The organism is Rhodococcus sp. O3, assembly GCF_048897285.1.
GTDB lineage: Bacteria > Actinomycetota > Actinomycetes > Mycobacteriales > Mycobacteriaceae > Rhodococcus.
The window spans coordinates 1-23,494 of sequence record NZ_JBMBTE010000083.1 but is presented as its reverse complement, the minus strand read 5'-3'; the positions used below and the strand labels follow the sequence as shown (position 1 = coordinate 23,494).

The 23,494-nt window shown below is 68.0% G+C and carries 24 protein-coding genes; 11 read left to right on the top strand and 13 right to left on the bottom strand.

What is annotated here, in order from left to right:
* The 3 genes from ACN675_RS20335 to ACN675_RS20325 all read right to left on the bottom strand — a co-directional run.
* Window positions 1–371 (bottom strand): protein kinase domain-containing protein (locus tag ACN675_RS20335; protein ID WP_420752572.1); only part of this gene is annotated, 371 nt, incomplete at its 3' end.
* 225 nt (window positions 372–596) lie between these two features.
* Window positions 597–983, bottom strand: coding sequence for a VOC family protein (locus ACN675_RS20330; RefSeq protein ID WP_420752571.1), 387 nt, complete (start codon window positions 981–983; stop codon window positions 597–599).
* On the bottom strand, window positions 980–1,264 hold the full coding sequence (locus ACN675_RS20325) for an ArsR/SmtB family transcription factor (protein ID WP_420752570.1): 285 nt from the start codon (window positions 1,262–1,264) through the stop codon (window positions 980–982). Before ACN675_RS20325 ends, ACN675_RS20330 begins: the two co-directional genes overlap by 4 nt.
* 86 nt (window positions 1,265–1,350) lie before the next feature.
* On the opposite strand from ACN675_RS20325, the gene ACN675_RS20320 reads away from it, so the two are divergent.
* Both ACN675_RS20320 and ACN675_RS20315 read left to right on the top strand, forming a co-directional pair.
* On the top strand, window positions 1,351–2,289 hold the full coding sequence (locus tag ACN675_RS20320) for a sigma-70 family RNA polymerase sigma factor (protein WP_420752569.1): 939 nt from the start codon (window positions 1,351–1,353) through the stop codon (window positions 2,287–2,289).
* A 1-nt stretch (window position 2,290) separates the two neighbouring features.
* Window positions 2,291–2,707: a VOC family protein gene (locus tag ACN675_RS20315; RefSeq protein WP_420752568.1), complete on the top strand. Its 417-nt coding sequence runs from the start codon at window positions 2,291–2,293 to the stop codon at window positions 2,705–2,707.
* 28 nt (window positions 2,708–2,735) lie between these two features.
* Here ACN675_RS20315 and ACN675_RS20310 read toward each other — a convergent pair whose 3' ends face one another.
* The gene (locus tag ACN675_RS20310) at window positions 2,736–3,332 is read right to left on the bottom strand and encodes a carboxymuconolactone decarboxylase family protein (protein WP_420752567.1); all 597 of its coding nucleotides are present in this window, start codon (window positions 3,330–3,332) and stop codon (window positions 2,736–2,738) included.
* A 119-nt stretch (window positions 3,333–3,451) separates the two neighbouring features.
* Between ACN675_RS20310 and ACN675_RS20305 the strand changes: the two genes are divergently transcribed.
* Complete coding sequence (locus ACN675_RS20305; RefSeq protein ID WP_420752566.1) at window positions 3,452–4,645, top strand: pyridoxal phosphate-dependent aminotransferase; 1,194 nt, start codon at window positions 3,452–3,454, stop codon at window positions 4,643–4,645.
* 1 nt (window position 4,646) lies between these two features.
* Window positions 4,647–5,642 (top strand): AraC family transcriptional regulator, encoded by a 996-nt coding sequence (locus ACN675_RS20300; protein WP_420752565.1) that lies wholly within the window; start codon window positions 4,647–4,649, stop codon window positions 5,640–5,642.
* A 24-nt stretch (window positions 5,643–5,666) separates the two neighbouring features.
* On the opposite strand, the gene ACN675_RS20295 is transcribed toward ACN675_RS20300, so the two are convergent.
* Together ACN675_RS20295 and ACN675_RS20290 are read right to left on the bottom strand one after the other, a co-directional pair.
* Window positions 5,667–6,092, bottom strand: a complete 426-nt coding sequence (locus ACN675_RS20295; RefSeq protein ID WP_420752564.1) for a VOC family protein — start codon at window positions 6,090–6,092, stop codon at window positions 5,667–5,669.
* 30 nt (window positions 6,093–6,122) lie between these two features.
* Window positions 6,123–7,166, bottom strand: a complete 1,044-nt coding sequence (locus ACN675_RS20290) for a zinc-binding dehydrogenase (protein WP_420752563.1) — start codon at window positions 7,164–7,166, stop codon at window positions 6,123–6,125.
* Window positions 7,167–7,322: 156 nt separating this feature from the next.
* Between ACN675_RS20290 and thpD the strand changes: the two genes are divergently transcribed.
* On the top strand, window positions 7,323–8,213 hold the full coding sequence (gene thpD, locus ACN675_RS20285; RefSeq protein WP_420752562.1) for an ectoine hydroxylase: 891 nt from the start codon (window positions 7,323–7,325) through the stop codon (window positions 8,211–8,213).
* On the opposite strand, the gene ACN675_RS20280 is transcribed toward thpD, so the two are convergent.
* From ACN675_RS20280 to ACN675_RS20260, 5 genes are all read right to left on the bottom strand, one after another.
* On the bottom strand, window positions 8,197–8,685 hold the full coding sequence (locus tag ACN675_RS20280; protein ID WP_420752561.1) for a hypothetical protein: 489 nt from the start codon (window positions 8,683–8,685) through the stop codon (window positions 8,197–8,199). The two genes, thpD and ACN675_RS20280, sit on opposite strands and share 17 nt — an antisense overlap.
* A 357-nt stretch (window positions 8,686–9,042) precedes the next feature.
* Window positions 9,043–9,837: a MerR family transcriptional regulator gene (locus ACN675_RS20275; protein WP_420752560.1), complete on the bottom strand. Its 795-nt coding sequence runs from the start codon at window positions 9,835–9,837 to the stop codon at window positions 9,043–9,045.
* Between the two features lie 75 nt (window positions 9,838–9,912).
* Window positions 9,913–10,998, bottom strand: coding sequence for a 3-deoxy-7-phosphoheptulonate synthase (locus ACN675_RS20270; RefSeq protein ID WP_420752559.1), 1,086 nt, complete (start codon window positions 10,996–10,998; stop codon window positions 9,913–9,915).
* Between the two features lie 223 nt (window positions 10,999–11,221).
* Window positions 11,222–11,836: an acetate uptake transporter gene (locus ACN675_RS20265; protein WP_420752558.1), complete on the bottom strand. Its 615-nt coding sequence runs from the start codon at window positions 11,834–11,836 to the stop codon at window positions 11,222–11,224.
* Between the two features lie 414 nt (window positions 11,837–12,250).
* Window positions 12,251–12,955: a TetR/AcrR family transcriptional regulator gene (locus ACN675_RS20260; protein ID WP_420752557.1), complete on the bottom strand. Its 705-nt coding sequence runs from the start codon at window positions 12,953–12,955 to the stop codon at window positions 12,251–12,253.
* Between ACN675_RS20260 and ACN675_RS20255 the strand changes: the two genes are divergently transcribed.
* The 3 genes from ACN675_RS20255 to ACN675_RS20245 all read left to right on the top strand — a co-directional run bounded on the left by ACN675_RS20255 (window position 12,950) and on the right by ACN675_RS20245 (window position 16,952).
* On the top strand, window positions 12,950–14,134 hold the full coding sequence (locus tag ACN675_RS20255) for a cytochrome P450 (protein WP_420752556.1): 1,185 nt from the start codon (window positions 12,950–12,952) through the stop codon (window positions 14,132–14,134). The genes ACN675_RS20260 and ACN675_RS20255 overlap by 6 nt on opposite strands.
* A gap of 178 nt (window positions 14,135–14,312) precedes the next feature.
* Entirely contained in the window at window positions 14,313–15,626 is a 1,314-nt protein-coding gene (locus ACN675_RS20250) for a M23 family metallopeptidase (RefSeq protein WP_420752555.1), read from the top strand.
* 264 nt (window positions 15,627–15,890) lie between these two features.
* Complete coding sequence (locus tag ACN675_RS20245) at window positions 15,891–16,952, top strand: hypothetical protein (RefSeq protein ID WP_420752554.1); 1,062 nt, start codon at window positions 15,891–15,893, stop codon at window positions 16,950–16,952.
* Window positions 16,953–17,061: 109 nt separating this feature from the next.
* Here ACN675_RS20245 and ACN675_RS20240 read toward each other — a convergent pair whose 3' ends face one another.
* A complete protein-coding gene (locus ACN675_RS20240; RefSeq protein WP_420752553.1) occupies window positions 17,062–18,015 on the bottom strand; it encodes an alpha/beta hydrolase in 954 nt (317 codons plus the stop codon).
* A 67-nt stretch (window positions 18,016–18,082) separates the two neighbouring features.
* Window positions 18,083–20,497, bottom strand: coding sequence for an ATP-dependent Clp protease ATP-binding subunit (locus ACN675_RS20235; RefSeq protein WP_420752552.1), 2,415 nt, complete (start codon window positions 20,495–20,497; stop codon window positions 18,083–18,085).
* A gap of 145 nt (window positions 20,498–20,642) precedes the next feature.
* On the opposite strand from ACN675_RS20235, the gene ACN675_RS20230 reads away from it, so the two are divergent.
* From ACN675_RS20230 to ACN675_RS20220, 3 genes are all read left to right on the top strand, one after another.
* Window positions 20,643–21,107, top strand: coding sequence for a MarR family winged helix-turn-helix transcriptional regulator (locus ACN675_RS20230; protein WP_420752551.1), 465 nt, complete (start codon window positions 20,643–20,645; stop codon window positions 21,105–21,107).
* The gene (locus ACN675_RS20225; RefSeq protein WP_420752550.1) at window positions 21,104–21,526 is read left to right on the top strand and encodes an organic hydroperoxide resistance protein; all 423 of its coding nucleotides are present in this window, start codon (window positions 21,104–21,106) and stop codon (window positions 21,524–21,526) included. The genes ACN675_RS20230 and ACN675_RS20225 overlap by 4 nt, the downstream gene beginning before the upstream one ends.
* 74 nt (window positions 21,527–21,600) lie before the next feature.
* A partial coding sequence (locus ACN675_RS20220) for a DEAD/DEAH box helicase (protein WP_420752549.1) occupies window positions 21,601–23,494 on the top strand: 1,894 nt, incomplete at its 3' end.

Sequence of the window (23,494 nt, the reverse complement as noted above, 5' to 3'; positions counted from 1 at the left end):
CGCTCCAACGGCAGCGGACCCCCGACGCGGATCCGCGCCTCCAGGGACCCCTGTCGGTGGTACGGCATCACGAGGTAGGGGCGGCCGCTGCCGGTGGTGCCGACCTGCAGGATGTGGACGATGTTCGGGTGCCCGGTCAGCCGGCCCATCGCCTGTTGCTCCCGGAAGAACCGGGCCCGGTTCTCCTCGTCGAGATCGACGGTGAGCACCTTCACCGCGACCGTGCGATGCAGGTCCACCTGGGTGCAGCGGTAGACCACTCCGAACCCGCCGTGGCCGATCTGCTCGACCCCCTCGAAACCGGCAGCGGTCAACTCCCCGGCCGGGTCGGGTGGGTACGTCTGCGTGTCGAGCGGATCCGCTGCGCTCATCGGACGAGCTACTCACTCCGCCGACTCGTAGTTCGCACGCGCCGGTCCCGACGGCACGACCGGCGCAAGTTCCTCCGTACGCCCCACTTCCTGGCGTCTCCTCAAGGATATCGCCGCATGTCGCCGGGGATCACGCCGAAGTTCGTCGACCGAGGACGCCACTACGTCGTGAACGAGTGCCTGACGCGAATTGCGTCGGGGCACAATCGATGTTGCGGCTTGCAACTATTTCTCGGCCACGATCTGGATGAGATTGCCGCACGTGTCGTCGAAGACGGCGACGACCGCGGTGCCGATGTCCGTGGGCGGCATCGTGAACTCGACGCCCTTGGCGGCGAGCCGGGCATGCTCGGCCTCCACGTCGTCGACAGCGAACTGCGCCAACGGAATTCCGTCCTCTCGCAGTGCGTCCCGATACGGCTTGACCGCCGGGTGCCCCGCGGGTTCGAGCAGCAGCTGCGGTCCGTCCGGCGCATCGGGCGAGACGACGGTGAGCCACGAGGCGTCACCGATCGGAATGTCGTGGTGCTTCACGAAACCGAGCACGTCGGTGTAGAAGGCGAGGGCCGCTCGTTGGTCGTCGACGAACACGCTCGTCAGGTTGATCCTCATCGGTCTGTCCTTTCGCGAAGGGGCCACCGCTCGGTGATCTGGGCGAGCGGTGCGGGGTCGAAGTAGTGGAACTTGGATCGTCCGCGCCGCTCCGTGACCACCAGTCCGGCAGCCTCGAGCACCGCGAGATGCTGCGAGATCGCCTGGCGCGTGAGGCCGAGTCCGTGACGCATCGAGAGCACGGAACAGATCTCGAAAAGCGTGCGGCCGTCACCCGCCGCGAGTTCGTCGAGGATGATGCGTCGCGTCCGGTCGTCGAGCGCATGGAAGACGTCGGCCACGAGCCCACTATAGGCAAGTGCACACTTGCATATCAAGGGTGGCGCGCACCGCCCGCCCAGCGAGCGGGCGTCGTACCATCGGACCCATGCGCGCTGCGTCGCTCGTCGATTCGTTCGAGGAACACCGGCCCCACCTGCTGTCGGTCGCGTACCGGCTCACCGGAAGCGTCGCCGACGCCGAAGATGCCGTCCAAGATGCCTGGCTGCGTCTGGACGGCGCAGATTCCGACGACATCGAGGACCTGCGGGCATGGCTGACCACCGTCGTCGGACGGTTGTGCCTGGACCGGCTGCGCTCCGCGGCGGTCCGGCGGGAAAAGTACATCGGCCAGTGGCTGCCCGAACCGATCGTCACCCCGCTGGCCGGCGCCACGCCTCCGGATCCGCTCGAACAGGTCGTGCAACTCGAGGACAATCGCCTCGCCGCGCTGGTGGTGCTCGACAGCCTCACCCCCGCGCAGCGAGTCGCGTTCGTCCTGCACGACGCGTTCGCCGTGCCCTTCGGCGAGATCGCCGACATCCTCGGGGTGGAACCTGCCGCGGCCCGGCAACTCGCGTCCCGCGCGCGGCGCGTTGCGGGCGCGGCACCCCCGCCGGTGAGCGACGACGAGCACAACGCCGCCGTGCAGCGGCTCATGGAGGCGATCGCAACCGGCGACCTCGAGGCGGTCGTCGCGGCACTCCACCCCGACGCCCGCATGATCGGCGATGCGAACGGCACCACCCGCACCGCCGTCAACGTCATCATCGGACCCGAGAAGGCCGCCCGGTTCTTCCTCGGCCTCGTCCAGAAGTACGGCGAACGGTCCCTGCTCGGCTTCACACCCGCCCTGGTCAACGGGCAGCTCGGTTTCGTCAACAGCGGATCCCCCGGTGACGCGACCCACCAGGGATTCCCGGGCCGCATCATGGCGTGCACGGTCGTCGACGGTCAGGTCTGGGCGGCCTACGACATCGCGAATCCCGAGAAGCTGCGACGGGTCAAGGTGCCGTCCCCGTGGACGACCGACTCCGAGGAGAAGTGAAGTGGATCAACGGCTGAGCTTCGTGACCCTGGCCGTCGACGACGTGGCCCGCAGCCGCGCGTTCTACGTCGACGGGCTGGGCTGGACGGCGACCGTCGATGTTCCGGGCGAGGTCCTCATGATCCAGGTCGGTGCGCACGTCGTCCTGTCCCTCTGGGATCGTGCGCACTTCGAGGCCGAGGTCGGTGGAACCACGTCCCGCGACGGCATCCCTCCGGTCACACTCGCGCACAACGTCGCAGCCCGCGACGAGGTGGACAGCGTGCTCGCCACGGCCCGTGCCGCAGGCGCCGGAACCGTCACCGGCGGCACGGACCGCGAATGGGGCGGTTACACCGGCTACTTCTCCGATCCCGACGGCTTCCGCTGGGAGATCGCCTGGAACCCGGGGCCGATCGAGGAGATCGTGCTGCCCTGAGCGGTCCCGGTCCTCGGCACTCTCGGTTCTAGGCGGTCTCGGTGCCTGCCTGATCGGACACGGCCCACGGGACACGGCACGCGTCGGTGCTGAAGCCCTGGTCGTGGATGCCCAGCGCCGAGTTCATGCGGGCCCGCATGTTCTCCAGCGCGATCTGGTAGGTCAGTTCCACGAGCCCGGCCTGCCCGAAGCGGCGTTCGAGATCCGCGACCTGCTCGTCGGTGACGTCCTCGCGGACGTTGCCGGTCATCGCGTCCGCATATTCGATCGCGGCGCGTTCGTCGTCGCTGTACAGGTCCGAGGTCTTGTAGTCGGCGATGTGTTCGAGTCGCTCGGTGTCGAGTCCGTCGAGGCGCTGCAGCATCGTCCCGAAGTCGACGCACCACGAGCATCCGATGTTCCAGGCCGTGCGGTACACGGCGATCTCCCGCACGTTCTTCGGCAACACCTTCGACGCCCGCTGCGCGAGCATTTCGTGCACGGCGTTGCTGCGCATCAGGCCCGGGTGGTGGGCGAGCACCGTGAACGGCTCGGGCACCTCCCCGAACATCCGCGCCGCCATCTTGTACGCGACCTTGGTCGCGGGGCCGGCCTGGTCGGGGGTCACCACGGGAATGCGAGCCATGATCGTCTCCGTTCTTCACCGGCCCCGTATGGGCCGCTCATCTCTTAGGACGAGGTAGCCTTCCCGAATGTGACACTACTGCCCGATCGAACACACCGCACCCCCGCTACGCTGGTGAAATGGCTGAGATGACGTCACCGCGACCGGTCCGCACGGTCAACCGGCTCCGACCGTTCGCGTCCACGATCTTTGCCGAGATGACCTCCTTGGCCATACAGCACGACGCGGTGAACCTGGGCCAGGGTTTCCCCGACACGGACGGTCCCGCGGCGATGCTCGAGGTGGCCCGTCAGGCCATCGCCGACGGCGTCAACCAGTACCCGCCCGGCCCGGGCATGCCGGAGTTGCGCCGCGCGATCACCGACGATCGCGCCGCCCGGTACGGACTCGAATACGACCCCGACGGGGAGGTGCTGGTCACCGTCGGCGCGACCGAGGCGATCAGCGCCGCGATCCTCGGGCTCGTCGAACCCGGTGACGAGGTGCTGCTCACCGAGCCGTACTACGACTCGTACGCCGCGTCGGTGGCGCTGGCCGGGGCGACCCGGCGCGCGGTTCCCCTGGAACGCTCCGGGTCGGGTTTCGTGCTCGACGTCGACGCGCTGCGCGCCGCGGTCACCGACCGCACCACCATGCTGGTCGTCAACACCCCGCACAATCCGACGGGCACCGTGTACGACGACGCGACGCTGACCGCGGTCGCCGAGCTCGCGTGCGAACGAGATCTGCTGGTGCTGTCGGACGAGGTGTACGAACATCTGGTGTTCGACGGCCGGAGGCACACCCCGCTCGCGTCGTTGCCCGGCATGGCCGAACGCACCGTCACCGTGTCGAGTGCGGCGAAGATGTTCAACGTGACCGGCTGGAAGATCGGCTGGGCGCTCGGGCCGCGCGAGCTGATCGACGGGGTGCGCGCCGCCAAGCAGTTCATGTCGTTCGTCGCCGGGGCACCCTTCCAGCCCGCGGTCGCGTACGCGCTGAACCACGAGCAGGCCTGGGTTGCGGCGCAACGCGACGACCTGCAACGCCGGCGCGACCTGCTGTCCACGGCACTGACCGACGCGGGATTCGGCGTACTCGATTCGGCGGGAACATATTTCGTGTGCGCGGACGTCACCCCGATCGGCGTGACCGACGCTGTCGAGTTCTGTCGCGGCCTGCCCCAGCGGATCGGTGTCGCCGCGGTGCCGGTGAGCGCGTTCGTCGATCATCCCGAGCGGTGGAATCATCTGGTGCGGTTCGCGTTCTGCAAACGCGACGAGGTTCTCGCCGAAGGTGTGCGACGGTTGCGGACCCTGCGGGAGGCGCGCTGACGTGTCGGCTCCCACCATTCCGTCCGATTTCGTGAGCCGGGCGGTCCAGCTCGCTGCCGCCGAAGGAGTCGATCTCGCCCCGGCGCTGGATGCGGCGCGAATCAGCCGGGCGGTGCTGGCACAACCGCACGCGCGCCTCACACCCGAGCAGGTCAGCCGGTTCACCCAGGTGACGTGGCAGATCACCGACGACGAACTGTTCGGACTCGGCTCGGGACCGGTTCCACGCGGATCCTTCCGGGTGATGTGCCTGACCCTCATCCACTGCCCCGACCTGTCGCACGCCCTGACCCGCATGATCGAGGTCAACCGGGTCATGCGGACGCTGCCGACCCTGACGCTGACGCCCGGCCCGGAAACGACCTTCCTGGATGTCGGACTCCCCGACGTGGTGACCGAAAGAACCCGGGTCACAGTCGATTTCCTCTTGATGCTGCTGCACCGATTCGCGGCGTGGCTGGTCGGCGGGCGGGTGCGCCTGGAATCGGTGGTGCTGCCCTACCCGCAACCGGATCCGGTGCTCGCTCGCAGTTACGACGCGATCTTCGGTGTCCCCGTCACGTTCGGCGCCGACCGTGCAGCCCTGGAAATCGACAATGCCGCGCTGCGATCACCGCTCGTGCAGTCCGAGAGCAGCCTCGAGGAGTACCTGCGCGAATCACCGAATCTCATGTTGTCGGAACGTGATTACGAGTCGACCGCGTCGGCGCAGGTGCGCCGGATCTTCGAGTCGGGCATCAAGGGACGCACCGCCAGCGCGGAGGACATCGCCGACATGCTCTCGGTGAGCGCCCCGCACCTGCGTCGCCTGCTGCGTCAGGAGGGCACGTCACTCGGCCATCTCCGGGAGGAGGTGCTGCGGGACGCCGCCATCGCGGGCCTGCGCCGCGGTGAATCGGTGGACGATCTGTCGGCACGACTCGGCTTCTCGGAACCGAGCGCGTTCCGGCGCGCGTTCAAGCGCTGGACCGGGTCCACGCCGCGTAGTTACCGCTGACCTGCTGTCGGGCCCCGACCTCGGTCAGGCCACGCAGAATTCGTTTCCTTCCGGATCGGTCATCGTGACCCATTCGTACGGGCCCTGGCTCCCCCGGAACAGGACGGTCGCGCCGGCCGCGACGAGTTTGTCGACGAGCGCGTCGCGGTCGTCGCCGGCGCGGATGTCGAAGTGCAGCCGGTTCTTCACCGTCTTGCCTTCCGGCACGAGCTGGAACAGCACGCGCGGCCGGGCCGGGGTTTCCGGATCGGAGATCGCGGCGCCGATCTTCCACACCAGCTTGCCTTCGAAGATCTCGGTATCGTTCTCGCGGGCCTGCCCGGCGGCGATGAGACCGCGGATGAAGTTCTCGTTGCTCGGCTCGACCCTCCATCCCAGCGCTTCCGCCCACCATTTCGCCTGCGTATGCGGGCTGTTCGAGTCGACCGTCACCTGAAATTCGTATCCCATGGGCCGACGATACGACCGGGTACCGACAGATCAGGGCCGGACGAGAATCCTGATCGGATTGCCGACGTGATTGTGCAGCTTCTCGATTCCCTCCGCGACGTTCTCGAGGGGCACGATCTCGCTGATCGAGCGGGACAGATCGAGCCGGCCGCGGGAGACGAGTTCGGCGAGGACTTCGATGTCGACGTTCTTGTACCCCAGGTGTCCGAGCACCTGTTTCTGCGACAACCCGAAGTTCGCGGTCGGGCCGAGCGACGCCTCCTGTCCGCTCAATCCGACGACGACCACCCGCCCGCCGCGGCGCACCGCCCCCAGCGCCTGATCGAAAGTGACCTTCAGCCCCGCGGAGTCGAACGCGACGTCGAGACCCTTGCCGTTCGTCGCCTCGGTGATCTTGGCGGGCAGGTCGAGGTCGCGGGTGTCGAAGGCGTAATCGGCGCCGAGCTCGAGCGCCCGGTCGAGGACGACCGGATCGATGTCGAGGGCGATGACCGGGACGGCGCCGACGAGCCGCGCCAGCTGCACGATGTGCGTACCGACCCCGCCGACGCCCCACACGCCCACCGCCTCGCCGACCCGGACCTGCCCGGTCCTCACCACGGCGCCGTAGGGAGTCGAGACGGCATCAGCGAGAATCGCCGCCTGCTCGAACGAGACGTTGTCGGGGATGCGAGTCAGGCCGCCGGCCTGCGCGACCGTGTACTCCGCCCATGCGCCGTCGTAGGCGAAGGCCATCAGCTGGATGTTCTCGCAGTTGACCAGGTCGCCGCGGCGGCAGCTGCGGCACTGGAAGCACGGGCGCCCGGCGGACGGGATCACGCGATCGCCGATCTGCCAGCCGGTGACCCCGGCGCCGAGGGCAGCGATGGTGCCGGATGCTTCGTGCCCCTGCGTGACGACCGGCAGCAGCGGCGGGAAGGTCCCGTCGAGCAGGCTCAGGTCGGAATGGCAGATCCCGCAGAACTCGACCTTGACGAGCACTTCCCCGGGCCCCGGTGATGGAATCGGAACATCCTCCAGGACATTGGTTTTCGATTCGGCATGGAATCGTGCTGCCCGCATGGTGTCGGCCATCGTCCCTCGTTCGTGTCGGCAACCCTCGTCGCGAGCGACCCTACTCCCGAAAGGGTCCGCACGGCGGGTGATCCCGTCTGCGGAGTTGCATTCGCACACGGGCGGTGAGAGCGTCGGAAGCGAACCGTCATCGATCACGAGAGGGTGATACGCGCAATGCGCACGACCGCCGTCGACATCTATGCGACCCGGAACCGCACCGGCACCACCACGGTGGCCCGGCCCGATCCCGCCGTCTGGGGTCCGGCGACGGACGGCCCGCTGGACGCGGACGCGGTCGAGGAGTACGACCGCCGCGGATTCCACACCGTCGACGCCTTGCTCGAGGCACACGACGTGGCCGCACTGCTGTCCGAGACGACCCGGCTGGGGCGCGAACTGGTCGGCGACGAGCGGGTGGTGCGCGAGAGCGGTAGCGGCGACGTGCGATCCGTGTTCGACGTGCACCGCCTCAGCAGTGTCGTGGCCGAGATCATTCGCAGACCCGAGATTGCCGGTATTGCAAGACAATTGCTCGGATCCGAGGTGTATGTCCATCAATCCCGGCTGAACGTCAAGCCCGGATTCCGGGGCGGACCGTTCTACTGGCATTCGGATTTCGAGACGTGGCACGCGGAGGACGGCATGCCCCGCCCGCGCGCACTGAGCATTTCGATCGCGCTCACCGAGAACTACGGCTACAACGGCGGTTTGATGATCATGCCGGGGTCCCATCGCACGTTCGTCGCGTGCGCCGGGGAGACGCCCGAGAACTATCACCAGCAGTCGCTGGTGACGCACGTGCCGCCGACCGGGTCACCCGACGAGGACACCCTGACGAAGATGGCCGCCGAGCACGGCATCGCCACGTTCCTCGGATCGGCCGGATCGGCAACAGTTTTCGACTCCAACTGCATGCACGGCTCGAACGGGAACATCACCCCGTTCCCCCGGTCGAATCTGTTCGTGGTGTTCAACAGCGTGGAGAACACGCTCGTCGAGCCGTTCGCCGCGCCGAAACCACGCCCCGAGTATCTGGGAAGCCGGGACTTCACCCCGCTGAGCTGATCCCGGTGTCGCTGCGCGTCATGGCGAGTGCGGCGCGGAGGTCGCCGGGGTCGTCGACCTGCAACGCCACGCGCGCGACCTCGGCGGTGGTGCGCCGGCGCTCGAACAGATGGGGCAATCTCACCTCGAGCGGGTCGCGCAGCAGCACATCGACATTGGTGCCGTCGGGGCCCGGCAGATACAGCACGCCGTCCTCCGCGACCGGGGACGTGTGCCCGAACCTTCTGTGCACCCTCGCCCCGAGGATGTTCTCCGGGCGGACGGTCGCCACGGTCTGGTGGCCCGAGCGGATCGTGAAGCGGGTGTCGTCGAGCAGGTGCGGATGGACCACGCGGGCGGCGAGCATGCCGAGCAGCGGCACGAAGCCGTACACCGAGACGACCAGCAGGGTGGTGCGCAGCCACGGCCACGGCACGAGCAGGTGGATGGCGACGGTCTCGACGACACACGCGATCAGGAAGGCGATGGGCATGCCCATCGTGCCCTTTGGTGTAGCCGATCGCGACGACGCCGTCGTGCAGGCCGTCGCGGCGCCGCCGGGCGAACAGCCACAGCGATCGGTAGGCGCGCAGTTCCGCGCGGATGAGACCGGCGACGGCGGGGCCGGCGAGGTCGTCGAGCACGGCGTTCCAGGAGGCGCCGGATCGACGCAGCGCCCGGATCCGAACGACGGTGACGGCGACAACGAGGGCGAACAACGGGATTTCGACCGCGAGCCACAGCACGAACGCGGTTCCGGGGGCGAGGATGCCGACGGCGGCAAGCACCGCGTTCGTCAGCGCCGTCAGGATCGCCACCACCAGTGCGCCGCGGTGGATCCGCTGCGCGGTCACGACTCCACCGCCCGCGCTGCGATCGTCTCGATGACCCGGACTGCGACGGCGCGTTGCGCGGGATCGGGCAGGACCTCGGCCATGTGGGGACTGTCGGCGACGTCGGCCGCGGTCGTCGCCCATTGCGCGAACATCCCGTCCGGGTCGCCGAGATCGTCGAAGAAGGCGGCCAGTGCGTCGGCGATCTCCTCGATCTCCTCGGTCACATCGGCGGGGTCGCGGCCGGCGAGCGCGCCGAACCGGCGATAGAGGGCGACCAATTCGTGCCGGCGTTCCGGGTCGGTCAGGGCCGCGGTCGCGGCGTCGACGAACAGTTGCGGGGTCTGTCCGGACAGCGCGAGGATTTCCCAGCTGTCGCGTTCCCGGACGAACAACTCCTGCACGCGGGGATCGGTCTCGCCGTCGACGAGTTCGGCGAACGCCTGCGCGAGCGGCGCGGACAGGGGCGAGAGCGGTTCGCCGCGCCGGTGCAGGTCGAGCATCTCCGCGAGTGAATCTCGTTTGACCTGCAGGATTCGCAGCTGTTCGTCGACGGCGGCGAGCAGCGCTTCGAGGTCGGCTCCGAGGTCGTCGGTGTCGTCGGCGGCACCGAGCACCGCGGCGACGGATCCGAGTGGCACCCCGGATCGGGCGAGCCAGCGGATCCGCATGAGCCGGACCAGGTCCTCCAACGAATACACGCGGTACCCGTTGGAGGACCTCGGCGGTTCCGGCAGCAACCCGAGCCGGTGGTAGTGCCGAACCGTCCGGACGGTGGTCTCGGCTGCCTGCGCGAGCTCGCTGATTCTCATGCCCCCAGCATCAACCCTGACGTTGCGTCAGGGTCAAGTCGCCCGGTGGGCATGGGAGTGGGGTGGAGCGAGCCGTCAGGCGCGACGCGCGCGCACGGCGGCGGCGAGACGGTCGAGCTGGTCGGCGGTGGTCGCCCAGTCGATGCACGCGTCGGTGATGGACTTGCCGTACTCGAGCTCGTCGGCCTTGCCGAGGGTCAGGTCCTGACGACCCGCCTCGATGAAGCTCTCGAGCATGAGGCCGACGATGCCCTTCTCCCCCGCGACGATCCGCTCGGCGATGTCGGTGACGACGTCGACCTGCTTCTCGTGGTTCTTGCTGCTGTTGCCGTGGCTGGCGTCGACGACGAGCCGCTCCGGCAGACCCGCCTTGCGCAGCCGGGCCAGGGTGTCGGCGACCGTCTCGGCGTCGTAGTTCGGGCCGCTGCTGCCGCCGCGCAGGATGACGTGGCAGTCGGGGTTGCCGACGGTCTGGATCAGCGCGGCTTGGCCGTCGAGGTCGGTGCCGGGGAACACGTGGCTGGCGGCAGCGGCGCGCGTGCCGTCGACCGCGACCTGGACGTCGCCCTCGGTGGAGTTCTTGATGCCGACGGGCATGGACAGCGCCGAGCACAGCTGCCGGTGCACCTGGCTGGCGGCGGTGCGGGCACCGATCGCGCCGTAGGTGACCAGGTCCGCGTAGTACTGCGGGAGGATCGGGTCGAGGAATTCGCATCCGACGGGCAGACCCAGGCTCGACACGTCCAGCAGCAGCTTGCGGCCGATCCGCAGACCGGTGTTGATGTCGTACGTGCCGTCGAGGTGCGGGTCGTTGAGCAGGCCCTTCCAGCCCAGCGTGGTGCGCGGCTTCTCGAAGTAGACGCGCATGACGATGTGCAGGTCGTCGCGCAGTTCGTCGGCCTTCGCGGCGAGACGGCGGGCGTAGTCCATCGCGGCGGCCGGATCGTGCACGGAGCACGGTCCGACGACGACGAGCAGGCGGTCGTCGGTGCCGTCGAGGATGCCGACGGTGTCGGCGCGACCCGAACGCACGGTCGCGGCGGCGACCTCGTCGGGGGCGTGCTCGGCGCGCACGACGGACGGCGCCACGAGGGGGCTGATCCGCACGGTGCGCTGCTCGTCGAGATTCGAGGTCGAGATGCGGTCGATCTGGGTGCTCATTGGGTTCGGTTTCCTGTTCTCAGGCCGACCCACGAGAAGATGAGATTCCAGCGAGCCGGTCCGTTGTCCGGCTCGTAGGTGGTGAAGTCAGCGCTCGGTTACGCCGACCGACCCACCCCGGGCCGGCCTGCTAAACCAAAAATATGCGCGCTGCATGACGACGAGAGTAACAGACGCGTCCGCACCTGCCGGATCGGACCCCTAACCGCGCAGGCCCTTGGCCCTATCCGCGCGGGCCCGTGGGTATGACTACGCGCCCGAACGTCGTGCTGAGGATCCCGGCCGCGGACGTGTACCACGCGCCGGCGGCAGCGGCGAGTCCGAAGTAGCCGCCGACCCTCGTCAGACCGGTCACCTCCAGGAGCGCCCCGAGAGTCAGGAAGACGAACGCGACGAGGAGCACCGAGAAGGTGACGAAGAGGGCAATGCTGATCCGGGTGCTGGCGAACCACATGTAGACGGTGAAGATGGTCCAGCCCAGCAGGAAGATTCCCACCCCGACGTGCCTCTCGTCGCCCATGTCCTCGGTGACGTAGGTGACCAGATACCAGAAGCTCAGCCAGAAGGCGCCGTACGAACTGAAGGCCGTCGCTCCGAAGACGTTGCCCTTCAGGAATTCCCACATTCCGGCGGCGAGCTGGGTGAGGCCGCCGTAGAACAACGCCACCCCGAAGACGGCAGCTTCCGCATCCGACGAGATGAATCCGGCGTTGGCGCAGGACAGGATGAACGTGGTGAGAGCAAAGGCCGCCAGACCCAAAGGCCCGGGGTCGGCGATGTGGGCGCCTCTGTGAATGGGGACGGCGATTTCGTTGGGGTCGTCTTCGGTGTACGGCATCCGCCGGCTCCTTTCGGAGACAGGACCCGGCACAGGCTCCCGGGCCTCCATCGGATGATTCGAATACCTACAAGTGTGCGCCTCGGTCACCGGTGTGCGCCTGACAACGGGAAGTCTGGTTTCGTCAGCGGCCGTGGTGCATGTCGGGTCCGATCGACAACCCCGCCGACAGCACTCCACACCCGACGCATCGGCAGCCTCCCCCGGCGTGACCGATCGAGTCGGTTGCCGATGCCTGAAATGCCGGAATATCTGCTATCGGTGAGCAATTGGGCAGAACGAAACAGTTGTCGCGAATAGAGCTGGACGGTATCCGCAGATTCAGTGAACAGATTTCGAGGTGCCTCGGGTTGTCACTGCTTGCATGACTCGGGGGTCCGCGGCTCGGGTAGGTGGCGGTCGTCGGAGGCAACTTCAGCGGCGGTTGATCCCGGTGATCATCGCCTCGATGAGGCTGTTCTCCTCGACCGACCCGGCCGGCCAGAGGAGCAGTGTCATGAACGATCTGACGGCGAATTCCGTCGAGGTGGTGTCGGATGGATCGATCCCGATGAGATCGGCCGCAAGCGTGGCGACCGTACCCGAGGTGATGGCGGTGGGTGCCATCGTCATCAGATCGCCCGAGCGAAGGAACTGTCGAATCACTCGGTCCTGTCGGAGTTCTCGTAGTGCCACCGAGATCGCGACGCTTGCCCGGTCGCGACCGTCGAGGCCTGCGGTCGCGGTGCGGACGGCGGCGACGATGTCAGCCGATGCGGCCATCAGGACGGACTCGATGATGGCCGTGCGACCGCCGGCGTGCCGGTAGACGGTCGCTCGCGAACAGTGTGCGTGCCGAGCGAGGTCGTTGATGTCGAACTTGGCCACTCCACGCCTGGCGATCAGTTCTGCAGCGCAAGCGATCAGGCGGTCTCGGGCGACGTCGGAGCGCTTCCCCTCGATCAACCAGTCATAACCCATAGTCGCAGTGTGAGACATCAGCAGATTCTTCACGGCAGATCGGCGCAGGTCACACGCCCGGGTTGAGACACGTACCGCGACGGGCGGAATCAGGACGTACCGACCTGGTGTCGACTGGTTGTCAGCAGACGTCCCGTTACGCAATCTCGACGTATGCATGATCTCGACGATCCGTACGGCTACTTCGCGCAACTCCGACGTCGAGACCCGGTCCACCGACTCGGTGACTCACCGTTCTTTCTGGTTACATCCTGGGACCTGATCGCCGAAGCCGTGAGTCGACACGAGGAGTTCTCGTCGAACCTCACCGCGACGATGGTGTGGCACCCCGACGGCACCGTGACTGCGTTTCCGATCGCCGAACTCGGGTCGCCGCTGCACGTGCTGGCCACCGCCGATGAACCCACGCACCGCGTTCACCGGGCGCTGGTGATGCCGTCTCTGACCACCGGGCGGGTCAGCCGCCTGAAGCCGTTCATCTCCGAGACGCTGAGCGCGCTGTGGACCGCGGGCCTCCAGAAAGGATGTATCGATTGGGTTCGCGCGGTCGCACAGCGTCTACCGATCAGTGTGGTCGCCGCACTGCTGGGCTTTCCCGCCTACGACACCGACGACCTCGTGCGGTGGTCCCTTGCCAGTACCGTTCTTCTCGACGGCGTGGTCACCGCCGACCAGCTCGAAGCAGCGACACAGGCCGTCGGCGAACTGAGCGCATACCTCTCGGAGGCATTCGGCGCAGCCATGGAAGAGCCCGGCCACAACGTGATGGGAGATCTCGCCCGCACGGTCGGCGCCGGTGACCTCGACCACGAGACAGCCGTGATGATCCTCATCCAACTCGTCGCCGCGGGCATCGAATCCACCGTGAGCCTGATCGGTAGCGCTGCATGGCTTCTCGGAACCCACCCCGAGATCCAACGTGAGGTGCGCGCCGATCTCGATCTCCTTCCGAGGTTCATCGAAGAAGCACTGCGACTCGAGTCGCCCTTCCGTGGCCACTACCGGCACGTCGTTGCCGACACCACCCTGGGTGGGGTCGCGCTGCCCGCAGGTTCACACCTCTATCTGTCGTGGGCCGCGGCGAATCGCGACGATGCAACGCTCGACGTCCCGAATGCCGTCGATCTCGGCGCGACAACTCACCGCTCTCACATGGCCTTCGGGAAGGGGATTCACCATTGCGTCGGAGCCGCCTTGGCTCGGCTCGAGGGCCGCATGGCGCTCGAACACCTCCTCGACGCCACCACTGCCTTCAACATCGACGACCAGGAACCCGAATGGGAACACAGCCTGTTGGTCCGACGCCTTCGAACCCTGACGCTCAACGTGACGCAATAGGGCTTCTCGCTGAAAGCGAACCCGCCGAGACCGCATGGGCCGTCCGGTTGATCGCCCGAACAACACCGCGTCCACCTGGACGAGTTCTCGACCCCTACAGCGGCACCACAGCCGAAGGTCCGAAAAGTTAGTTATGTCCTGGTACTTTCTTGCGAAACCGAAGAAACGGAGTCTCAGCGTGACAATTCGCCGCGCCCCCATCCTTCTCGTCTCGCTCGCAGCCTCCGTCGCACTCGTCGGGGCCGGATGTTCGTCGGATTCGGACGCCGGTTCGACGACCACCGCGCCGCCTCCGGCCGGTTCCGTCGCCGGCGTGACAGTGCCCGATGCATTCACCGCGCTCACGCTCGACACGATCGGAAATTCGCCGCTGCCGTTCCGCGGAACCGACGGCAAATACCACGTCGCCTACGACCTGCAGCTCACCAACGCCACCAAGGTGCCGGCGAGCCTTGACAGGATCGATGTCGTCGACGGCGAGGATCCGACCAAGGTGATCGCCAGTTTCTCCGGTTCGGCGCTGGTCGATCCGACGTGTGCCTTCGGCGACTGCAATCGCCTGCGGGACCTGCCCGCGGGCTACGTCGACAGCAATGCGATCCCGCCGCAGGAAAGCCGGGTCCTGTTCGTCGACTTCACCCTGGACTCGCTCGACCAGGCACCGAAGGCCCTGTTGCACCACCTCTACGGAACCGGCGCTGCCTCACCGGCATTCGGTACGCCGGGACCGATCGACTACCTGACGACGCCGGTCGCCTTCTCCACACAGACCGTGCCGGCCATCGCTCCCCCGGTCCGTGGTGACAACTGGATCGCGCTCAACGGATGCTGCGAACCGGGGTTCCCGCATCGCAGTTCGCTGATGTCGGTCAACGGCAAGCTGAACAACAGCCAGCGGTTCGCGATCGACTGGAAGCGCACCAACGACCAGGGCGAGTTCTACACCGGCGACAAGACCAGCAACGAGAGCTACGTCGACTACGGGACGGACATCCTCGCCGTCGCCGATGGCACCGTGGTCTCGATCCTCGACGGGATGGAGGCGAACGCCCCGGGCGTCCTACCCGCGAACAATCCGGAATTGGCGGCGAAACTGACCGTCGAGAACGTCGACGGCAACCACGTCGTGCTCGATCTGGGCAACGGCGTGTACGCCATGTACGCCCACATGATCTCCGGGTCGGTCACGGTCGAGCCCGGTGACAAGGTGACCGAGGGCCAGGTGCTCGGCAAGCTCGGAAACACCGGCAACGCGAACGCGTCCCATCTGCATTTCCAGTTGATGGACGGTCCGAGCCTGCTCGAGGCGGATTCGCTGCCGTACGAGATCAAGGGCTTCGACTACGACGGGCAAGTCGCGCCGCAGCAGATCGCCGATGCAGACGACTACCTGAGCGGCACGTTCCTGCAGGGCAAGCTTCCGGAACCGGAGTCACGGACCGATGAACTGCCGCTGAACCTGGCGATCGTGGACTTCCCCGACGCCGGGTGATATCCCCCTGCATTCAGGCGCCCTCGATCGTCGGATCCGTCTGCGCGAAAGGCGGCCGGCACACGAACGGTGATGTCACCGGTCTCCTGTTCCATCGAGTGAGCCCGATTCCCTGAGAATATGACCGTTCCCTTGCTACAGTCCGGCCACCCTGTGAGGAGAATTGCATTCTCACGGTGCGGCCGAAGGTGCTCACCGACGGCCGGCACGACCGTTGAACACCCGACCCGCCCAGCCGGGGCGGCCGCCGGCATGGAGGAACCAGTGACGAAACTGCGAGTTATCCAATGGACCACGGGAAAGGTCGGCAAGCTCAGCCTGCGCGGAATCCTCGACGACCCCCGTCTGGAATTGGTCGGGGTCTACGCCTACTCGCCCGAGAAGAACGGAGTGGACGCCGGCTCCCTGTGCGGTCGTCCCGACACCGGAGTCGTCGCCACGACCGATGTGGACGCGTTGATCGCCCTGGATGCCGATGTGGTGATCTACACCCCGTTCATGGCTGACCTCGATCACGCGGTGCGGTTGCTGGAGAGCGGCCTGGACGTGATCAGCACCAACCTGTTTCTCAATGTCGGTGGCATCCAGGGAGAAACGGAGAAGCAGTTGGCTGCCGCGTGCGAACGCGGAAACAGCTCGCTCTACATCTCCGGTGTCAATCCCGGCTGGATAAACACGATGGTGACGGCGATGACCGCGGTGTGCCGAGACGTGGAAATGGTGTCGATCTTCGAGTCGGCCGACGTGTCGGTCTACGAATCGGCCGAGACCTGGCAGGCACTCGGCTTCTCGCTGCCCGAAGCGACGCCCGAGGCAGTGGAAATGTCGAAGCTGTGGCTGAGCACCTTCCGCGACTCGGTCCGCCGCATGGCCACCGCTCTGGGCTACCGGCTGGACGACATGGAGTTCTACATCGAACACGCCACGGCGTCGACAGATGTCGATCTCGGTTGGCTGCGCATCGACAAGAACACCATCGCAGCCATACGTGCCGGCTGGAACGGCACGATCGGAGGCAGGACGGTCGTCCAATCCAACGTCGCGTGGTATCTCACCAAACAGCTCAACACGGATTGGCAGTTCGACGACGACCACTATCACGTCATCATCAAAGGTGAGCCCGAAGTGCAGACCCGCATCCGGTTCATCCCTCCCGACACGTGGGGCAACCACGAGTGGGACACGATGACGGCGATGCCCGCGGTCAACGCGGTCTTCGACGTGGTGGCCGCCCCTGCAGGGATCTCGACCCTCAAGGACATCGGTCTGGTCTGCGCCCCTGCAGGAATCTGGCTGGACCACTCCGCGGAGTCCACGCCGATGTGACACGGGAAGCCGGTTGCGTAAAGGGGGTCGTACCCAGTGGCGCTGAGCACTCGGCGCACCCCGACCCGTGCGTGGTTTTGGTAGCGGCGCTACCGAAACCACGCACGGGTCACAGGGTTCGGCGCAGGAACTCGACGACGTCGCGGGCCGCGGTGTGCGCCGCGGGCGCGACGCCCGGCAGCGCGACGAAACCGTGGATCGTGTCGGGATAGTGGTGGTGCTCGGTCTCCACCCCCGCCGCCCGCAGCGCGTCCGCGTAGCGGAACCCGTGGTCGCGCAACGGATCGTGTCCGGCCGTGAGGATCAGTGTCGGCGGCAGCGACTCGTGCGAGGCGGCCCGGATCGGGGATGCCCGCCAGTCCTCGGTGCCGTAGCCCTCGCCGAGGTAGAGCCGCCCGAACGTCCGCATCTGCTTCGACGTGAGCAGCGGCGCGTCCGCGTGCGCATCCTCGGACGGCCACCGCTCGTACATCTCGACCGCCGGATACACGAGCACCTGGGCGCGCAACGCGGGACCGTCGATGTCGCGGGCGTGCAGGGCCGCGACCGCGGCCAGGTTCCCGCCCGCACTGTCCCCCATGACCGCGATCCGGTCCGGATCCCCACCCAGCTCGGCCGCGTTCGCCCGCACCCACTGCAATGCCGTCCACGCGTCGTCGACCGCCGCCGGATACGGGTGTTCGGGGGCGAGGCGGTAGGTCGGGGACACGACGATCGCCCCGGCCTGCGCGGCGACCCGGCCCGCCATCCAGCGGGACTGCTCGGGCGATCCGATGCACCAGCCGCCTCCGTGGTAGTTCACCACGATCGGGCGCGGTCCGGTGCCGGCCGGAGTGTGGATGCGCAACCGGATTCCGTCGTCGATGTGCCGATCCGCCACGACCACCCCCGCCGCGTCCGTCCCGACGACGAGTCGTCCCGGTGCGGAGGCGATCAGCCGGGCCCGGCGTGCCCGCAACGCGACCATCTCCGGCCCGTCGGACGGCTCGCGGGCCAGGACCCGCAGGACGGCACCGAACAGCCGGGTGCGGGCGGGCAGCGGCAAGACGGGGATCTGCTCCATCCCGCGAATATAGAACGTGCGAAGGTGCCCCTCGCCCAATTCGGGCGAGGGGCACCTGTCCGCGTACTTACCGGACGACGAGTTCGCCGTCCTCCACCGCGACCGTCACGGCGCTGCCTTCGACGAGTTCGTCGTCGAGCAGCAGGTCGGCGATGCGGTCGTCGACCTCGCGCTGGATGGCGCGGCGCAGCGGCCGGGCCCCGAACTCGGGCTGGTGGCCGCGCTCGGCGATCCAGTCGACCGCGTCGGTCGCGATCTCGAGCTCGATTCCCTTGGCCTGCAACCGTGCCCGCGACTCGTCGAGCAGCAGATCCGTGATGCGGTGCAGCTGTTCGGTGTCGAGCTTGCGGAACAGCACGATCTCGTCGATGCGGTTGAGGAATTCCGGTCGCATCGATTCGCGCAGCCGGCCCATCACCCGGTCCCGCAGCGGCTTCTCGGCGGCTTCGGCGTCGCCGGTGGTGAAGCCGAGCGCCCCGCCGCGGCTGGAGATGATGTCCGAGCCCAGGTTGCTGGTCATGATCACCACGGTGTTGGTGAAGTCGACCGTGCGGCCCTGGCCGTCGGTGAGCCGGCCGTCGTCGAGCACCTGCAGCAGCGTGTTGAACACGTCCGGATGCGCCTTCTCGATCTCGTCGAGCAGGACCACCGAGTACGGGTTGCGCCGCACCTGCTCGGTGAGCTGACCGGACTCGCCGTAGCCGACGTATCCGGGCGGGGCACCGACGAGGCGGCTGACGGTGTGCCGTTCGCCGAACTCGCTCATGTCGATGCGCAGCATCTTGTTCTCCTCGCCGAACAGCACCTCGGCCAGCGCCTTGGCCAGTTCGGTCTTGCCGACACCGGTCGGCCCGAGGAACAGGAAGCTGCCGACGGGCCGGTGCGGATCGGCCATGCCGGCACGGCTGCGCCGCACGGCCCGCGCGACCGCGCGCACCGCTTCGTCCTGCCCGACGACCCGCTTGTGCAGTTCGTCCTCGAGGTTGCGCAACCGGTCCTTCTCGGCCTGCGTCATGCGGGTCGCCGGGATTCCGGTTGCCCGCGAGACGATCTCGGCGATCACCTCGGAGTTCACCTCGGGCGCCTCGGCCGTCGGATCCGCCTGGCCGAGACGTGCCTGCACGGAAGCGATCTCGTCGCGCAGCCGCGACGCCTGCTCGTACTGCTCCGCCTTGACGGCCTCGTCCTTCTCGACCTCGAGCGCCGCGAGGCGATCGCGCAGCTCGGCGGTGTCGACGCGCGGCGTGCGCAGCCGCAGCCGGGCACCGGCCTGGTCGATCAGGTCGATCGCCTTGTCCGGCAGGTGCCGGTCCGGCAGGTACCGGACGGACAGGTCCACCGCGGCTTCGAGCGCGTCGTCGGTGTAGACCACGCCGTGGAACTCGGCGTACCGGTCGCGGAGGCCGCGCAGGATCTCGACGGCGTCCGCGTGGGTGGGTTCGCCGACGGTGACGGGCTGGAACCGCCGTTCGAGCGCCGGATCCTTCTCGATGTGCTTGCGGTACTCGTCGAGGGTCGTGGCGCCGACGACGTGCAGTTCCCCGCGCGCGAGCTTCGGCTTGAGGATGTTGCCGGCATCCATGGCGCCTTCGCTGCCACCACCGCCCGCACCGACGACCGTGTGGATCTCGTCGATGAACACGATCAGCTCACCGGACTGCGCGGTGATCTCGTCGAGCACGTTCGTCAGGCGTTCCTCGAAGTCTCCGCGGTAGCGGGTCCCGGCGACCATCGCGGTCAGGTCGAGCTGGACGATGCGCTTGTCGCGCAGGCTGTCCGGCACGTCCCCGTCGACGATGCGCTGGGCGAGCCCTTCGACGATCGCGGTCTTGCCGACACCGGCCTCGCCGACGAGCACCGGATTGTTCTTGGTGCGGCGGGACAGGATCTCGACGGTCTGCTCGATCTCGTCGGCACGGCCGATGACCGGGTCGATCTGCCCGTCGCAGGCACGGGCGGTCAGGTCGACGCCGAACTTGTCGAGGGTCGGGGTCGTGGACTCGGCCTGCGGCGGAGCGGTTGCCGGTTGCAGGGCGGCCTGCAGCGACTGCGGGGTCACCCCCAGCGACGCGAGCAGCCGGCCAGGGCCGCGGGTGCGGTCGGCGGCGAGCGCGAAGAACACGTGCTCGGGATCGATGTAGGTCGAGCCGAGCGCGCGGGCGAGCTGGTGCGCCTCGAGCAGCGCGGTCCGGACGGTGCCACTGAGCACCGGCGCGGTCACGCCGTCTCCGGCGCCCGGCGCCGGGAGGCGTTCGTCGACGGCCGCGACGACCGCGGTGGGATCGGCTCCGGCGCGGGTCATGAGCGTCCGGGCCGGGTCCTGCTCCGCCATGACGCGGAGGATGTGCAGCGCATCGAGGTCCGCGTCGCCGCGTTCGGTGGCGAAGCGTGCCGCAGCGGCCATGAGGTCCTGCGTGCCGCGGCCGAGGAAGCGGGAGATGTCGATGCGGCCAGGGCCACCAGGCCCGAAGAATGACGGCATTCCGAAGCCTTTCTTTCGAGACTTGAGTCTTACGAACTCAACTAACGTGCCGGATACCCGATCAATTCCCGCCGATCCGTGAGCTACGTCACCCAGATGGTTGCGTCCATTCATATTGTGCACAACATAACCGTGCACTACATTCATGTTCGTGTCCGACGCATTCGCCCTCGACCAGCAGGTCTGCTTCGCCCTCTACACCGCCTCGCGGGCCACCACCGCCGTCTACCGGCCGCACCTCGACCGGCTCGGCATCACCTATCCGCAGTACCTGGTGATGCTGGCGCTGTGGGAACGCGACGGTCGCGGGGTCCAGGACCTGTGCGATGCGCTCGCTCTCGATACGGGGACACTCTCGCCGCTCCTCAAGCGGCTCGAAACCGCCGGGCTGATCGAACGACGCCGCCAGAGCACCGACGAACGCCGCGTCGTCGTGCACCTGACCGACGCCGGCATCGAGATGCGCTCGGCCGCGCAGGACATCCCGGAATGCATCGCCCGGGCATCGGGCCTCGACATCGCCGAACTGGTCGCCCTGCGCGACACGCTCCACCGAATGACCGCGGCGCTCCACACCGCAACATCGACAACGACAGGGAGCACGACATGAACGTCCTCTACACCGCCGAAGCCCTCTCCACCGGCGCCGGCCGCAACGGCAACGTCCGCACCGCCGACGGCCGCCTCGACCTGCAACTCGCCATGCCGACCGAAATGGGCGGCTCCGGCGACGGCACCAACCCCGAGCAGCTCTTCGCCGCCGGCTACGCCGCGTGCTTCCACTCGGCGCTGCAGCTCATCGCGCGGCAGGAGAAGGCCGACATCACCGACTCGGCCGTGGGGGCGCGCGTCGGCATCGGCCCGAACGACGACGGCGGCTTCGAGCTGACCGTCACGCTCGAGGTCACCCTCCCGAACGTGCCGCGCGAGCAGGCGCTCGCCCTGACCGAGAAGGCGCACCAGGTGTGCCCGTACTCCAACGCGACCCGCGGCAACATCGAGGTCGCTCTCGAGGTGCCGGAGGACTGACGTCCTCGGTGTGCCTCTGTGGCGGCCCGGCCGCCACAGAGGCACACGGGGCCGAAGGCCCTACTGTGGTGAGTGTGTGCAGGCAGGACGAATCCCGGCTCGCGAGATTCACGGCGACCCTCGGTTTCGCCCTCGACGACTTCCAGCTCCGCGCGTGCCGCGCGCTCGACGAGGGCCGGGACGTGCTGGTGTGCGCACCCACCGGGTCCGGCAAGACCGTGGTCGGCGAGTTCGCCGCGACCCTCGCGCTCGCCGGTGAGGGCAAGTGCTTCTACACCACACCGATCAAGGCGCTGAGCAACCAGAAGTACAGCGACCTCGCGGCCCGGTTCGGGGACGACCACGTCGGACTGCTCACCGGCGACCTCTCGCTGCGCCCGCACGCCCCGGTGGTCGTGATGACGACCGAGGTGCTGCGCAGCATGCTGCACGGCGGTTCCCCGCTGCTGGCCGGGCTGACCCACGTCGTGATGGACGAGGTGCACTATCTCGCCGACCGCGACCGTGGCGCCGTGTGGGAGGAAACCATCCTCACCCTCCCTCCGGCCGTGCGCCTGGTGAGCCTGTCGGCGACGGTGAGCAACGCCGAGGAGTTCGGCGAGTGGATCGGCCGGGTGCGCGGGCCGACGACCGTCGTCGTCGAGGAGCACCGGCCGGTGCCGCTGTGGCAGCACGTCCTCGCCGGCGGCCGGCTGTTCGACCTGTTCTCCCCCGTCACCGGCACCGTCGACGAGCAACTCGTCCGGTACATCGCGCACCGGCAGCTCGTCGAGGCGGCGCCCGCGGTTCCCGGTCGCGCACGACGCCGACGACGCACCGCGACTCCCGGTCCCGCCGGCGCCGACCGTCCCGAACTGGTGGCGCGGCTCGAGGCCGAGGATCTGCTGCCCGCGATCTGGTTCCGGTTCAGCCGCTCCGGCTGCGACGCCGCGGTCGACGAATGCCTGCGGTCGTCGTTGCGGCTCACCGATTCCGGGGATGTCGACCGGATCCGTACTGTGGTCGAAAAACACACGGCGACAGTGCCTCCCGCGGACCTCGACGCACTGGGTTTCGCCGAGTGGCTGGACGGGCTCGAACGCGGCTTCGCGGCCCACCACGCCGGGATGGTGCCGGTGTTCCGGCACGCCGTGGAGGAACTGTTCGGCCTCGGACTGGTCCGCGTCGTCTTCGCCACCGAGACACTCGCGGTCGGCGTGAACATGCCGGCACGCACCGTCGTTCTCGAACGCCTCGTCAAACCCACCGCCGACGGCCCCGAGCGCCTCACCCCCGGCGAGTACACCCAGCTCACCGGACGTGCCGGTCGCCGCGGCATCGATACGGAAGGTCACGCGGTGGTGCTGTGGACCCCCGAGGTACAACCGGCGACGGTTGCCGGCCTCGCGTCCACCCGCACCTATCCGCTGACCAGTTCGCTGCGCGTCGGCTACAACACGGCCGTGAACCTGGTGGACCGGCTCGGCGCGCACGCCGCCCGCGACCTCCTGCGTCGGTCCTTCGCCCAGTTCCAGGCCGAGAAGTCCGTCGCAGCCCTCACCGCAGCGGCCCGCACCAACACCGCGATGCTGCGCGATCTCGATTCGGAACTCGCTGCCGCAGAGGGCTTTCCGGAGTATCTCGCGTTGCGTGATCGTCTCGTCGCCGCACGCGGCACAGCCCCGTCGGACACGGTGACGGCGCTGGCACGGGCCGTGCGCTCACATCCGGTGCACCGGCGCGGCGACCGCGACCGCCTGCTCGCACTCGCGGACCGGCGGCACACCCTGGACGACGACACCGACACGATGCGCACCCGCATCGCGACCGTCACCGACCGCCTCACCGACACGTTCGACGGGGTGCTGGCCCTGCTCGACGAACGCGGCCACGTCCTTCTCGATCCGCACAGCGGCCACGCGCACGTCACCGACGACGGGCGACGGCTGGCCCGGATCTATTGCGCGAACGACCTTCTGGTCGCCGAAT

Coding starts and splice junctions, on each gene's coding strand:
- ACN675_RS20270 (WP_420752559.1), bottom strand. CDS start 10,998: ATGAGCACCCAGATCGACCGCATCTCGACCTCGAATCTCGACGAGCAG.
- ACN675_RS20330 (WP_420752571.1), bottom strand. CDS start 983: ATGAGGATCAACCTGACGAGCGTGTTCGTCGACGACCAACGAGCGGCC.
- ACN675_RS20265 (WP_420752558.1), bottom strand. CDS start 11,836: ATGCCGTACACCGAAGACGACCCCAACGAAATCGCCGTCCCCATTCAC.
- ACN675_RS20260 (WP_420752557.1), bottom strand. CDS start 12,955: ATGCATACGTCGAGATTGCGTAACGGGACGTCTGCTGACAACCAGTCG.
- thpD (WP_420752562.1), top strand. CDS start 7,323: ATGCGCACGACCGCCGTCGACATCTATGCGACCCGGAACCGCACCGGC.
- ACN675_RS20320 (WP_420752569.1), top strand. CDS start 1,351: ATGCGCGCTGCGTCGCTCGTCGATTCGTTCGAGGAACACCGGCCCCAC.
- ACN675_RS20305 (WP_420752566.1), top strand. CDS start 3,452: ATGGCTGAGATGACGTCACCGCGACCGGTCCGCACGGTCAACCGGCTC.
- ACN675_RS20255 (WP_420752556.1), top strand. CDS start 12,950: ATGCATGATCTCGACGATCCGTACGGCTACTTCGCGCAACTCCGACGT.
- ACN675_RS20235 (WP_420752552.1), bottom strand. CDS start 20,497: ATGCCGTCATTCTTCGGGCCTGGTGGCCCTGGCCGCATCGACATCTCC.
- ACN675_RS20240 (WP_420752553.1), bottom strand. CDS start 18,015: ATGGAGCAGATCCCCGTCTTGCCGCTGCCCGCCCGCACCCGGCTGTTC.
- ACN675_RS20230 (WP_420752551.1), top strand. CDS start 20,643: ATGTTCGTGTCCGACGCATTCGCCCTCGACCAGCAGGTCTGCTTCGCC.
- ACN675_RS20275 (WP_420752560.1), bottom strand. CDS start 9,837: ATGAGAATCAGCGAGCTCGCGCAGGCAGCCGAGACCACCGTCCGGACG.
- ACN675_RS20280 (WP_420752561.1), bottom strand. CDS start 8,685: ATGCCCATCGCCTTCCTGATCGCGTGTGTCGTCGAGACCGTCGCCATC.
- ACN675_RS20310 (WP_420752567.1), bottom strand. CDS start 3,332: ATGGCTCGCATTCCCGTGGTGACCCCCGACCAGGCCGGCCCCGCGACC.
- ACN675_RS20290 (WP_420752563.1), bottom strand. CDS start 7,166: ATGGCCGACACCATGCGGGCAGCACGATTCCATGCCGAATCGAAAACC.
- ACN675_RS20225 (WP_420752550.1), top strand. CDS start 21,104: ATGAACGTCCTCTACACCGCCGAAGCCCTCTCCACCGGCGCCGGCCGC.
- ACN675_RS20295 (WP_420752564.1), bottom strand. CDS start 6,092: ATGGGATACGAATTTCAGGTGACGGTCGACTCGAACAGCCCGCATACG.